Origin of the sequence: Solidesulfovibrio fructosivorans JJ] (assembly GCF_000179555.1) — a bacterium.
GTDB lineage: Bacteria > Desulfobacterota > Desulfovibrionia > Desulfovibrionales > Desulfovibrionaceae > Solidesulfovibrio > Solidesulfovibrio fructosivorans.
Window position 1 is genome coordinate 33,123 of the sequence record NZ_AECZ01000033.1, and the last position, 11,779, is coordinate 44,901.

Consider the following 11,779-nt stretch of genomic DNA (forward strand, 5'->3'; position numbering starts at 1 on the left):
CCTCGATGATCAGGAAAGAAGCCGGTCGGCGGCGCGGCCCAGGGCGGCCAGGGCCCCGGACAGGTCCCAGTCTTCCGGCGGGCGCGAGCCGACCTTGTTGGAGACGGCGCGCAGTTCCAGAAACGGCACGCCGGCCATGGACGCGGCCATGGCCACGGCAAAACCCTCCATGGACTCGGTCGCGGCCTTGTATTTGCGGGAAAGGATCGCGGCCCGGTCCGGCTCGCCGGAAACCCCGGCCACGGTGACGGCGGTTTCCAGGACGCAGCTTTCGGGGAGGGCGAGACCCATGGCCGCCGCGTCGGCTTCCGGGGCAAGGGGCAGGTGGTCGTAGACCGGGACCCCGGCGAGGGTGAGCTGGGGAAAGCCCAGGCCCTGGGTATCCACCCCGGCCTTGGCCCGCAGCCCGTATTCGGGGAACGCCTCGGCCGTGGCCGCGACGAGCGCGCCAAGGGGCGCGGCCGCGAAGTCGAAACTCCCGGCCAGGCCCAGGTTGACCACGCCCGAAACGGACGGCCCCAGCCGGCCAAGGGCCAGGCCCAGGCTCGCGGCGGCGGCCACCGGGCCGACCCCGGTGACGCACACCAGGTGCTCGCGCCCGCCGCGCCGCCAGATAACGTTCCCCCCCGGCTCCGGAGCGGCCGGCGCGCCGAGCGGCGACAGCGCCGCCTTGTACTCCTTGGCCGTGGCCAGGACGATGACCAGGGGGGAGCAGGTCTGTTGTGCTTGCGCCATGACCATCGGATTACAGACGCCAGTAGCGGAAGCCGGCGGCCTCTCCGGCGGCGCGGTCGAAAATGCCCTTGACGTCCACCAGGATGGGCTCGACGCTCGCCCGGAACCAGCCGGCGAGATCGGTCAGGGAGAGGCCCTTGAAGGCGTCGTGGCCCACGGCGATGATGAGGGCGTCCAGGTCGCGCAACTCCTCCATGGGCACAAGCGTCAGACCGTATTCCTCCCGGGCCTCCTCGGGCGAGGCCATGGGGTCGTGGACGAGCACGTGCATGCGGAACTCGCAAAGCTCGCGCACGATGTCCACGACCTTGGTGTTGCGAAGATCCGGCACGTTTTCCTTGAAGGTGAGCCCGAGCACGCCGATGCGCGGCGTGGCCGCGCGGCATTCCGCGCGAATGATGAGCTTCATCGTGGCCTCGGCCACGTGCTTGCCCATGGAATCGTTGATGCGCCGCCCGGCCGGAATGACCTCGGGGTGCAGGTTCAGGCTCTGGGCCTTGTAGAGCAGGTAGTAGGGGTCCACGCCGATGCAGTGGCCGCCGACGAGGCCGGGACGGAACGGCAGGAAGTTCCATTTGCTCCCGGCGGCTTCGAGCACGTCGGTGGTGTCGATGTCCAGCCGTTCGCAGATAAGCGACAGCTCGTTCATGAGCGCGATGTTGATGTCGCGCTGGGTGTTCTCGATGACCTTGGCCGCCTCGGCCACCTTGATGCTCGGGGCCTTGTGGATGCCGGCCGTGACCACCGCGCCGTAGACGTCGGCCAGGAGGTCGGTCACCTTCGGGGTCTGGCCGGAGACGATCTTCACCACGGTTTTCAAGGTGTGGACCCTGTCCCCGGGGTTGATGCGCTCGGGCGAGTAGCCGATGAAAAAGTCCTTGCCGGCGGCAAGCCCGCTGCCTTTTTCCAGGAGCGGTTGGCAGATCTCCTCGGTGAGCCCGGGGTAGACCGTGGATTCGTAGACCACCACCGAGCCGGCGGTGAGGCGCTTGCCCAGCAGTTCGGACGCCCCGACAAGGGGGCCGAGTTCCGGCACCCGGTTGGCGTTTATGGGCGTGGGCACGGCCACGATGAAAAATTTGCAGGCGGAAAGGTCGGCCGGATCGCTGGTGTAGCGGACGGTCGCGGCGGCCAGGTCGGCCGGTTCGACCTCCAGCGTGCTGTCCTGGCCGTTTTCAAGCTCCGCGACGCGGGCGGCCTTGATGTCGAAACCGACCACGTCGAAATGCCGGGACAGGGCCACGGCCAGCGGCAGGCCGACATAGCCGAGGCCGATGACGGCAATGGAAGCGTTCTTCTCGCGGATGTCCTGGAAAGTGATCAATGTCGCGTGCTCCTTCATAAGGGGATAGCCGAGAAGCGGTTTCGGGCCGGATAGCCCAAAGTCGGGCAGGGGGCAAGGTGGACATATTTACTTGTCCCGGCCGAAACCGTACTCTCCTCGCCATGCATTTTGAATGGAAACTCTTTCTGACGGCCCTGGGCCTGGCGTTTATTCTCGAAGGCCTGCCCTATTTTCTGGCGGCCGAAAAAATGCCCGAGGTGCTGCGCGCGCTTTCCGAACGCAAGCCCCGCGAACTGCGCATGCTCGGCATGACCGCCATGCTGGTCGGGCTGCTGCTCATTATCGTGCTGCGCGGAGCGGGCTGAGGCTGCGTGATCGACCGGGGGAGGGAACCCCTTTTTGCAAAAAGGGGTTCCCTCCCCCGGACCCCCACCCTCCCCAAAAATTCTTTACGGGGTTGGTGGCGGAAGAACTTCGATGATCTTGTCCCGGTCGTTTTCCTGCCTGCAAGGATACCCCGTGAGAAGTTTTTGAAGGGGGTCCAGGGGGAAACTTTTTTCAAAAAGTTTCCCCCTGGTCTTATCCTCTTTTCCGTCCGGCCAGGATCAAGCCGCCGCCGAGGGGCGGGGTGGGCGCATCGGCCCGGAAGTCATCCAGGCCGGCGGCGCGCATGGCCGTTTCCAGGCTTTGTTGGGACAGGAAATGGGTGGGGTAGCCCGCCAGCCGGGTCATGAACTCGTGGGCGGCCTCGATACCGGCGTCCCGCTCGCCGGGGGCGAAATGGTGGCTTATGAGCCAGCCTCCGGGCCTGAGCCCGGTCGCCAGGCGGCGGGTGGCCGCTTCCAGGTCGTCGGCCACGCCGTAAAGAACATGCGAGGTCACGATCAGGTCGAAGCCTTCCCGCGGCAGGCCGTCGGTCCGCAGATCGAACGCCTCGGCCCGGATGCGCTCCCCATACCCGCGTTCCCGACAACGCTCGTTGGTGAAGGGGACGACGTGGGGCAGGTCGAGAACCGTTCCGGTCAGATCGGAATTTTCATCCAGCAGGGCCATGGTGTAGGCGCCATGGTTGCCGCCCACATCGCACAGCGTGCGCATGGCGGCGAATCCCGGTAGTTCGGCCGCAAAGCGCGTCACCCGGAAAAGCGCCCCGGTCAGGGCATGGCCCAGGGTGCCTTCCATGATGGTCTCCATCCCCCAACCCTTGTCCGAGCCCTGTCGCGCGTCGTCCTCGTGGCGCAGCCTCTCCGCCAGATTGCCCTGGAGCGAGTCGGCGAAATGGGACAAGAGCATCATGGCCGGCCCCTGGTACAGCGGCTTGCCCGGCACCAGATACTCCGAAGCGGCCGGCGTGGCGGCATAGTCGACGCCTTCCCGGGTAAGGATGCCCTGCGCCGTGAGCCCCTCCAGCAGCGGTTCCAGCCGAAGGGGCAGGGTTCCCGTGCGGGCGGCCAGCTTTGCCAGTGGCAGCTGCCCCGCCTCCAGGGCGGAGAAAAGGTCGATCTCCAGCGCGGTGATGAGCATCCGGGCCGCAACCGCGCCGTAAAAAACATCCTCGATAGGGGCGAAGGCATTTTGGGGTCGCGTGGGCGTCATGGCGGTCTCCTGTCGGATAAGGTTTAGTTCCTAAACACCGGGCCGAAAAAAATTATCTCGGATAGCGCTCCATCCACATCTTCAAGTGGCGGCAAAACTCCAGACAGGTGGCGAAATCTTCGTCCGGCAGCTTCCGCAGATACGTCAGAAAGTCCCGGTCGTGCTCGCGGTGAAAGGCCATGTGGGCCTGGCAGGCCTGTCGGCCACGCGGCGTCAGGCCCACGCCGCCGCGCCCGCCCGGGCCGTCGCGCTGAATGAGGCTTTTGGCTTCGAGGCGTTTGAGTGTCTGGGAAACCGCGCCCTTGGTGACGCCGCAGGCGGTGGCCACGGCCGTCACCGTGGTTGGTGCGTCGAGCATTTCGATGGTGGAGAGCATGTGCACCTCGGCCGGGAAAAGCGTTGGCCCGATGCCGAAATCCACGGGTGTGCGCTCGATGGAGGCGAACTTGGTCAGCACCGCGCCGAGCAGCTGGAAAAGGGGCATGACCTCTTTTTCGTTTCGCATGGGCGGTGTTTAGCAGCTAAACAGATGGGCTGACAAGAAGAAATCCCGGGGTGCCGGGAAATGCCGTAGCGTCCGGGAATCGGGGGTCCGGGCGGGCGATCAGTCGGCGGCCGCCTTGACCCCCGCGTGCAGGAAGACGATGCCGCCGGTCATGGCCCGGTAGGACACTTCGGCGAAGCCCGCCTGGCGTATCTGTTCGGCCAGCGCCGCCTCGTCCGGGAATTCGCGGATCGTTTCGGCGAGGTACAGGTAGGCCTCGTCGTCGCCGGAAACAAGTTTGCCGATTTTCGGCAGCACCCGGCGCAGATAGAAATTGTAGCAGCCGCCCCACAGCCGGCGCTTGCCCGTGCCGAATTCCAGCACCATGAGCCGCCCGCCGGGCCGCAGCACCCGGGCCAGTTCCCGGAAGGCGTCCTCCCGGGGACGGATGTTGCGGATGCCAAACGCGATGGTCGCCCCGGCCACGGACGCGTCCGGAAGCGGCAGGGCCAGTCCGTCCCCGAGCACCGGATGCACGCGGCGGACAAGGCGCGGCGGGATCTTGGTCTTGCCCCGCGCCAGCATGGGCAGGCAGGGATCCACGGCCACGACCGGCCGGTCGCACTGTCCGGCCAGCATGAGGGAAACGTCGAGGGTGCCGGCGGCCAGGTCCAGGATGGGGCCGGCCGGGAGTCCCGGAGCGGCCAGCGCCCGCACCATGGCCCGCCTCCAGGCGATGTCGCAGCCGGCCGAAAGCAGGTGGTTGAGCAGGTCGTAGGAGCCGGCCACGCGGCCGAACATGCCGGCCACGCGCCGCGCGTCGCCGGGCGTTGGCAGATCAGCCATCGTCGCGTCCGTCCTTGGCCGAGCCGGCCGGCTCGGGCCGGCTGATCACCCGCAGCACTTCCTCGTATATCGGGCCGAAATGCTCGGTGAAGTTCCCGGGCGAGATGCGCCCCGTTTCCACGAACTTGACCACGATTTCCTTGGTCACCTGCAAGGCCAGGTTTTCCCGTTTGTCCAAGCGTTCACCTCCAGGAAGAAAAACCCGCCCGGTTGGGGAAATGGCCTTGGACCGTCCAAGGGCAAGGGCCGGGCGGGAAAAGGGAAAAACCAGGGGAGGCACTCCCCTTTTTTGCGCCGGCCTAGCATGGCTCGGCCCGGACGTCGAGGGTGGGCCGGAGGGAGGCGCGTGGCGGTTTTGCGGGCGCTGTTGTTGTGCGGCGCGGCCTGATCACGTAAGGTTCGGCAAAATAGCCGGTCCCGCAAGCGACCGCCCGGTCCGTTAGGCCGCGCGCGGGCAAGGAGCTTTGTTGTCATGCATCCTTCTCTCGCCGCCCCTCCCGGTCTGGCCCTGCCGTCGCCCTGGGGACTTTTCGAAATTCTGCTGCTGGTCACCTTCGCGGCCCATCTGCTGGTCATGAACGTGGCCCTGGGCGGCACGCTGCTGCTCCTTTTCGCGCCGGGGCCGGAGCGGGGCGCGGCCGTGACCCTGGGCAAAAGCCTGCCGGCCTCCGTGGCCATCACCGTCAACCTCGGCATCGCGCCGCTTTTATTCGCCTCCGTGCTCTACGGCCATTTCCTCTACACCGCCGCCGTGCTCTCGGCCTCGGTCTGGTTGTCGCTTTTCATGGTGGTCATGGTCGCCTATGCGCTCCTCTACCGGGCCCAGCCCCGGCTGGCCGGGAGAGGCTCGAACGCGATCGTCGTCCCGGCCGCCTGTCTGCTGCTGGCGGCGAGCCTCATTTTGGTCAACGTGTCCACGCTGTCCCAACGCCCGGACGTGTGGAAGGCCTATTTCGACCATCCCGGGGGCACGATCGTCAATTTGACCGATCCGACGTTTATCCCGCGCTGGCTCCATTTCGTCACCGCCTCCCTGGCCGTGGCCGGGCTTTTCCTGGCGCTTGTCAGCCGCAAGGCGGCCGGCCGGGGGGATCAGGCGGCTTCCTGGCGGCTGCGCGCGGGGCTTACATGGTTCACCCGGGGGACCATGGTCCAGTTCGCGGTGGGCATCTGGTTTCTGCTGGCCCTGCCCCAGGCGGTGATGCTGCGCTTTCTCGGCGCCAGCGGACTGGCCACCTTCACGCTGCTTTTCGGCATTGCCCTGGGCGCGGCCTCGCTTTGGGCCGGGCTCAAGGAAAAGGTCGGGGCGGCGGTCTGGCTGACAGCGGCCACGGTCCTGGCCATGGCCTGTGTGCGCGAACTTGTCCGACAGGCCTATCTGGCCCCGGATTTCAGCCCGTCCGCGCTGCCGACGCTCGCCCAGTGGGGCCCGTTTTTCATGTTTCTGGCCAGCGCCGTTTTTGCCGGCGGCGTCACCGTCTGGATGGTGGCCGCCTATCGCCGCCAGGCGGGGAGGGGCTAGGCCATGGAGTATCCCGTCTGGCATCTGGCCGCGTTCGGCGGCGGTTTCTGGATCATCCTCATCGCCGTGCTCCACGTGTTCGTGGCCCATTTCGCCGTGGGCGGCGGACTGTTTCTGGTCCTGACCGAGGCCAGGGCGCGCCGGCTCGGCTCCGCGCCCCTGCTGGAATATCTCCACCGCCACACTCGGTTTTTCCTGCTTCTCACCATGGTCTTCGGCGGGCTTTCCGGCGTGGGCATCTGGCTGACGATCACCACGCTCGCCCCCCAGGCCACCCTCGTGCTGGTGCGCACCTTCGCCTGGGGCTGGGCCACGGAATGGGCGTTTTTCGCCGGCGAGATCGGAGCCCTGCTCGTCTATTATTACGGCTTCGACCGGCTCGACGCCAAGACCCACATGCGGGTGGGCTTTTTCTATTTTCTCTTCGCCTTCCTGTCGCTTTTCGCCATCAACGGCATCATCGGCTTCATGCTTACCCCGGGGAAATGGCCGGTGACGCTCGATTTCTGGGACGGCTTTTTCAATCCCACCTTCTGGCCGTCCCTGGTTCTGCGCTCGGCCCTGGCTCTGCTTCTGGCCGGGCTGTTCGGGTTCGCCACGGCCCTTGGCATCCGCGACGAAACGGCCCGGGAGATCATGCTGCGCATGTCCTGCCGCTGGGTGGTCGCGGCCGCGCCGGTGCTCCTCCTTTCCGGCTGGTGGTACGTGGGCGTATTGCCGGACGCGGTGCGCGCCTTCGTGCTGCACCGTTCCCAGGAGATCGCCTCCTACCGGGCGGCCTATCCCGCGCTGCTCGTGGCCCTGGCCGCCGGGGCGCTGGCCTTGGTGACGCGGCTGCCGCTGCCGCTGCGGCGCGTGTTCGCCGTTGTGCTGCTCCTTTTGGGCCTTGGCTTGGTCGGGACCTTCGAGACCATCCGCGAGGCGGCCAGAAAGCCCTGGCTCGTCTACGGCCAGCTTTGGGCCACGGACATCCGGCCCACGAGCGTCGCGCCCTACGACGCGCCGTTTCTGCCCCGGACCAAGTGGGCCAAGATCAAGCGGGTGACCCCGGAAAACCGCTTGGCCGCCGGCAAGGAACTCTACGACCTGCAGTGCCTGGCCTGCCATTCCGTGGGCGGGCCGTTCAAGGACATCCGGGACTACACCGGCCATATCGGCGCGGCCGGCGTGGCCGCCTACCTGACCGGGCAGGGCAAGCTCTTCACCCAGATGCCGCCCTTTCTCGGCGACAAAGACGAGCGCGACGCCCTGGCCGCCTATATCGCGGAAGGCATCAACGGGAAAAAGCCGGTAAAGCCAAAACCCGTGTCCATCGAACCGGTAACGGTCGATCTTCCGGCCTTTGACGCCGCATCCTCGCCGTATCTCCTGATCGGGTTCAACAGCCTGGGCGTGGTGGCCACGGCCGGCTGCGACGGTTCGTTTTCGCTGTCCGTGCCGGGCAACACGCTCGAGGCGGTGCTTATAAGGCGCGATGTCATGCCCGAGGTGGTGACCAAGGACGTGACCCTGGCCTACGCCGCGCCGGAGGGTTTCAAGCACCCGGCGGCCCGGTCGGATTTCTGGAAGTACTCCAAGGCGCTTGTCGGCAAAGAACTTGCGCCCGACGTGTCGCTGACGGGACTCAGGCCGGACGGCGAGATGAAGGCCGGAGACAAGCTCTTTGCCGCCGCCGGCATCCCGGTCACGCCCTATCCCGAAAAGGGCGGCGTGAACCCCTATCCGGTTTTCACCCTGACGGCCAGGGACGCCAAGACCGGCGAGGTGCTGGCCGCGACCAAGGCCGTGGCTCCCGCCTCCACGGAAATGCGCTGCCACACCTGCCATGGCGGCGCTCCCGGCGTGGACGGCGTCACCGGCGTGTCCACGGAGACCGCCAAAGGCATTCTGGCCGTGCACGACCGGCGAAACGGCACGGACCTGTCCGCCCGGGCCGCCGCCGGCAATCCCGTGGCTTGCCAGAGCTGCCATCCCGACGCCGGGCCCAATGCCGGCGTTTCGGCCAAGGACGGCAAGGCGCTGCTGTCGCTTTCCGCCGCCATCCACGGCTTCCACGCCTCCTACCTCGCCGGCGGCGACGCCAAGGTCTGCGCCAACTGTCACCCCACGGCCCCGGACGGCGTGACCCAGGCCCAGCGCGACAACCACAGCGCGGCCGGGGTTACCTGCGTCAACTGCCACGGCTACATGGAGGACCACGCCTTGTCGCTGCTGCGCCATGAGCGCATGGTCGGCAAGAAGGCGGCGGATTGGCTCATGAAGCCGCTTACGCCGCGAAGCGTGGCCGCCGTGTCCGACGTGAAGCCCCGGGCCGCCTGGATGCAGGAGCCGGACTGCCTGACCTGCCACAAGGACTTCATGCTGCCGGGCACGCACGCCACGGCCTTTAACACCTGGACGGCCAACGCCACGCAGCTTTTCCGCAACCGCAAGGAATACACCGGCAACGTGCCCTGCGCGGCCTGCCACGGCAGCCCCCACGCCACCTTTGTCGCGGTCAACGACTACGGCGTCGACATCAATAACATCCCCGGCATGCAGTACATGGGCGTGCCCGGCGTGGTCGGCTCGGGCAAGCGCTGCGACGTCTGCCATACCGTGGAGATGGAAGGCGGCGAGGTCCACCACCCGAATATGGTGAAGGAGTAGGGGGGTGGGAGAAGTTGGGAAGATGCCTCCGGCGGCCAGGGGGAAACTTTTTGAAAAAAGTTTCCCCCTGGACCCCCTTCAAAAACTTTTCAAGGGGTGTATGTGGGGGAAAGAATGGCAAAAAGGCCTTTCGGCTTTTTGTCGGGGAGGGAACCCTGTGAAATCGATGGTGATACTGCTTTTGTTGGTTGTGGTCCCGACGGTCGCCCTGGCGGCGGGCCGGCGGGTCACCCCGGAGATGCGCGAGGCCCTGACCCGCAAGCTGACCGCCCAGTGCCTGCAACAGGAGGCCGCCTTCGCCCAGAAGGGCTACACCAGGGCCCAGACCGTGGCCATCTGCAAATGCGCCATGCAGCAGACCGGCGCGCTGCTCAATTCCCGGACCGTGGACTACATCCTGCGCCACGGCGTCATGCCGGAAGACATGCAGCGCAAGGCGGCCTCGGCCACCGAAGGCTGCATCCGCTCCATCACCATGCACCGGAAGCCGTAAAAAAAGCCCGTCGCGAACGCGGCGGGCCTTGTCGTTTCGAGGCAGTGATGCGTCAGACGACCTTGATCAGTTCGTATTCCGGGGTGCCGAGTCCCATGGCCGCGCCATGGGTGAAGGTCACGTCGCCGCGCGTCCACTTCCAAAGCGCCGTGAACTTGTCGTCGCCGACGCCGAGCCCGTGCTCGAGCTGGCAGTCCGGGCAGGCCGCCTGCTCGTTGACGAGGTCCAGGCAGGCCTTGTCCAGCGCCACCGGGTCGCTGGAGGCCAGAAAGCCGATGTCCGGCACGATGGGCGCGTCCGACCAGGGCACGCAGTCGCAGTCCGGGGTGACGTTGGTCAGAAAGTTGAAAAAGCCCGCCTTTCCCTGTTTCCCGGCCACCGCGCCGTAGGCGTATTCCACCAGCCGCTCCATGAAGGGCACGATCTCGGTGTGCCAGTCGATGCGCATGGCCTTTTTCGGGCACACGGTCAGGCATTCGCCGCAGCCGATGCAGATCGCCTTTTCGATGAAGGCTTTTTTGTCCTGCATGGTGGCCGCCCCGGCCGGGCAGACCGCGACGCACTGGCCACAACCGATGCATTTTTTCGGCTCCACGACGAAGCGCACGCAGTGCTGGTCCTGCTTGCCGGCGCGCGGGGCGCAGCCCATGCCCAGGTTCTTGACCGCGCCGCCGAAGCCGGCCAGCTCGTGGCCCTTGAAATGGGACAGCACGATCAGGGCGTCGGCACGGGCGATGTCGCCGGCAATCTTCACCTTGTCGAAGTGCTTGCCCGGGATTTCCACCTCCACGATGTTGGTGCTGTCCAGGCCGTCGGCGATGATGACCGGCGCGCCGAGCACCGCGTAGTCGAAGCCGTGCTCCACGGCCGTGGCGATGTGGTCCACGGAATTGTGGCGCGAGCCGGAGTAGAGGGTGTTGGTGTCGGTGACGAAGGGCCGGCCGCCGCAGGCCTTGATCCGTTCGACCACGGTCCGGGCGTGGGTGGGGCTTATGTGGGTGTCGCAGCCGCGTTCCCCAAAATGGGCCTTGACGGCGGTCAGGTCGCCCCTGGCGATGATGTTGTCGAATCCCGCCGCCTCGAACAGTTTTTTGATCTTGGCCGTGCGGTTCTTGTTGGCGGCGCGGGCCCGCAGATCGGCGAAATAGACCTTGGCCGGCTCACGCGGCGCGGCATCACTCATGGGGCGTATCCTCTCTTTTTCCGGCGGGGCGGCATGGCACGTTTGATACGGGCTTGGCGCAGCCCTGTCCATGGCCGGCGGTTTAAGCGGGCGGCGCGGGAGGGGAATGCTCGTTGGAACGGCCCGTATTTCCCCCCGGCCGCGTGGAGGGTGGAGAGCTCCTAGTCCGCTTGATCCTTTTTGCCGCCCGAACCGAGCGCCCACTTGATCTGGCGGCACACGCCCATCAGCAGGCTGTATTCCTGGCGTTTGAGGCCCACGCGGTCGATGAAGCGCCGCACCGGCAGCATCCAGTAATCCGGATTGTCGGGCTTGATGAAGTCGATGGACAGAAGGGTCCGGCGAAGCGCCGCGAAAAGCGCTTCCCGCTCGGCATGGGTGACCGTGCGCGCCGGCGTCGGGCCGGCCGGTTCGCCAACGTGCCCTGTTGCGGCCTTGAACATCTCATAGCACATGACGAGCACGGCCTGGGCCAGGTTGAGCGAGGTGGCCGCGTCCGAGGTGGGGATGTTGACCAGCCGGCCGCACAGCTGGGTTTCGTGGTTGGAAAGCCCCGCGTCCTCGGGGCCGAACACCACGGCCACCTTGCCGCCGGCCGCCAGCGTGGGACAGGCCGAGGCCGCGGCCTGCTCCGGGGTTATGATCCCCGTGCGCCAGCCGCCAAGCCGCGCCGTGGTGCCGAAAACCAGCTCCGCCCCGGCCACGGCCTCGGCCAGCGTCGGATAAAATTCCAGCTTCTCCAGCAACAGGCCGCCCTTGCTCGTGGCCATGGGGCGCGCCCGGTCGAGGTCAAACGCCGACGGCTCGACCAAAAGCAAACGCGAAACGCCCATGTTGGCGCAGGCCCTGGCCGCCGCGCCGACGTTCTCGGAGAACTTGGGCCGGAAAAGGACGATGGAGAGATTTTCGAGCATGGCGGTGGTTTGGTGGTTGCGGATTGTGGGGAGGGAGGCCCCTTTTTGAAAAAAGGGGCCTCCCTCCCCACA

General features: G+C 66.6%; 12 protein-coding genes. 4 read left to right on the plus strand and 8 right to left on the minus strand.

Going from position 1 to position 11,779, the window contains the following annotated elements; translation table 11 throughout:
• Positions 1-9: 9 nt before the first annotated feature.
• Positions 10-735, minus strand: coding sequence for a futalosine hydrolase (mqnB, locus tag DESFRDRAFT_RS17210; RefSeq protein ID WP_043795176.1), 726 nt, complete (start codon positions 733-735; stop codon positions 10-12).
• A 10-nt stretch (positions 736-745) separates the two neighbouring features.
• The gene (locus DESFRDRAFT_RS17215) at positions 746-2,059 is read right to left on the minus strand and encodes a nucleotide sugar dehydrogenase (RefSeq protein ID WP_005996071.1); all 1,314 of its coding nucleotides are present in this window, start codon (positions 2,057-2,059) and stop codon (positions 746-748) included.
• 122 nt (positions 2,060-2,181) lie between these two features.
• Here DESFRDRAFT_RS17215 and DESFRDRAFT_RS17220 point away from each other — a divergent pair, with 122 nt between their 5' ends.
• Positions 2,182-2,385 carry a DUF2065 domain-containing protein gene (locus DESFRDRAFT_RS17220; protein ID WP_043795172.1) on the plus strand — a complete coding sequence of 68 codons (204 nt, stop codon included), beginning with the start codon at positions 2,182-2,184 and terminating at the stop codon, positions 2,383-2,385.
• Between the two features lie 214 nt (positions 2,386-2,599).
• Here DESFRDRAFT_RS17220 and DESFRDRAFT_RS17225 read toward each other — a convergent pair whose 3' ends face one another.
• The 4 genes from DESFRDRAFT_RS17225 to DESFRDRAFT_RS17240 form a co-directional block, all read right to left on the minus strand.
• Complete coding sequence (locus DESFRDRAFT_RS17225; RefSeq protein ID WP_005996075.1) at positions 2,600-3,616, minus strand: class I SAM-dependent methyltransferase; 1,017 nt, start codon at positions 3,614-3,616, stop codon at positions 2,600-2,602.
• A gap of 52 nt (positions 3,617-3,668) precedes the next feature.
• Positions 3,669-4,100 carry a MarR family winged helix-turn-helix transcriptional regulator gene (locus DESFRDRAFT_RS17230; RefSeq protein ID WP_052303504.1) on the minus strand — a complete coding sequence of 144 codons (432 nt, stop codon included), beginning with the start codon at positions 4,098-4,100 and terminating at the stop codon, positions 3,669-3,671.
• 120 nt (positions 4,101-4,220) lie between these two features.
• Positions 4,221-4,946 (minus strand): ubiquinone/menaquinone biosynthesis methyltransferase, encoded by a 726-nt coding sequence (locus DESFRDRAFT_RS17235; protein ID WP_005996079.1) that lies wholly within the window; start codon positions 4,944-4,946, stop codon positions 4,221-4,223.
• A complete protein-coding gene (locus DESFRDRAFT_RS17240; protein WP_005996081.1) occupies positions 4,939-5,124 on the minus strand; it encodes a hypothetical protein in 186 nt (61 codons plus the stop codon). The genes DESFRDRAFT_RS17235 and DESFRDRAFT_RS17240 overlap by 8 nt, the downstream gene beginning before the upstream one ends.
• A gap of 294 nt (positions 5,125-5,418) precedes the next feature.
• Here DESFRDRAFT_RS17240 and DESFRDRAFT_RS17245 point away from each other — a divergent pair, with 294 nt between their 5' ends.
• The 3 genes from DESFRDRAFT_RS17245 (at position 5,419) to DESFRDRAFT_RS17255 (ending at position 9,610) form a co-directional block, all read left to right on the plus strand.
• Positions 5,419-6,468, plus strand: coding sequence for a hypothetical protein (locus DESFRDRAFT_RS17245; RefSeq protein WP_005996082.1), 1,050 nt, complete (start codon positions 5,419-5,421; stop codon positions 6,466-6,468).
• Between the two features lie 3 nt (positions 6,469-6,471).
• Positions 6,472-9,117 (plus strand): c-type cytochrome, encoded by a 2,646-nt coding sequence (locus tag DESFRDRAFT_RS17250; protein ID WP_005996083.1) that lies wholly within the window; start codon positions 6,472-6,474, stop codon positions 9,115-9,117.
• Positions 9,118-9,283: 166 nt separating this feature from the next.
• Positions 9,284-9,610 carry a hypothetical protein gene (locus tag DESFRDRAFT_RS17255; RefSeq protein ID WP_144005073.1) on the plus strand — a complete coding sequence of 109 codons (327 nt, stop codon included), beginning with the start codon at positions 9,284-9,286 and terminating at the stop codon, positions 9,608-9,610.
• A 52-nt stretch (positions 9,611-9,662) separates the two neighbouring features.
• On the opposite strand, the gene DESFRDRAFT_RS17260 is transcribed toward DESFRDRAFT_RS17255, so the two are convergent.
• Together DESFRDRAFT_RS17260 and DESFRDRAFT_RS17265 are read right to left on the minus strand one after the other, a co-directional pair.
• Positions 9,663-10,793 (minus strand): DUF362 domain-containing protein, encoded by a 1,131-nt coding sequence (locus DESFRDRAFT_RS17260; RefSeq protein WP_005996085.1) that lies wholly within the window; start codon positions 10,791-10,793, stop codon positions 9,663-9,665.
• Positions 10,794-10,954: 161 nt separating this feature from the next.
• The gene (locus DESFRDRAFT_RS17265; RefSeq protein ID WP_043795183.1) at positions 10,955-11,707 is read right to left on the minus strand and encodes an RNA methyltransferase; all 753 of its coding nucleotides are present in this window, start codon (positions 11,705-11,707) and stop codon (positions 10,955-10,957) included.
• Positions 11,708-11,779 lie beyond the last annotated feature (72 nt).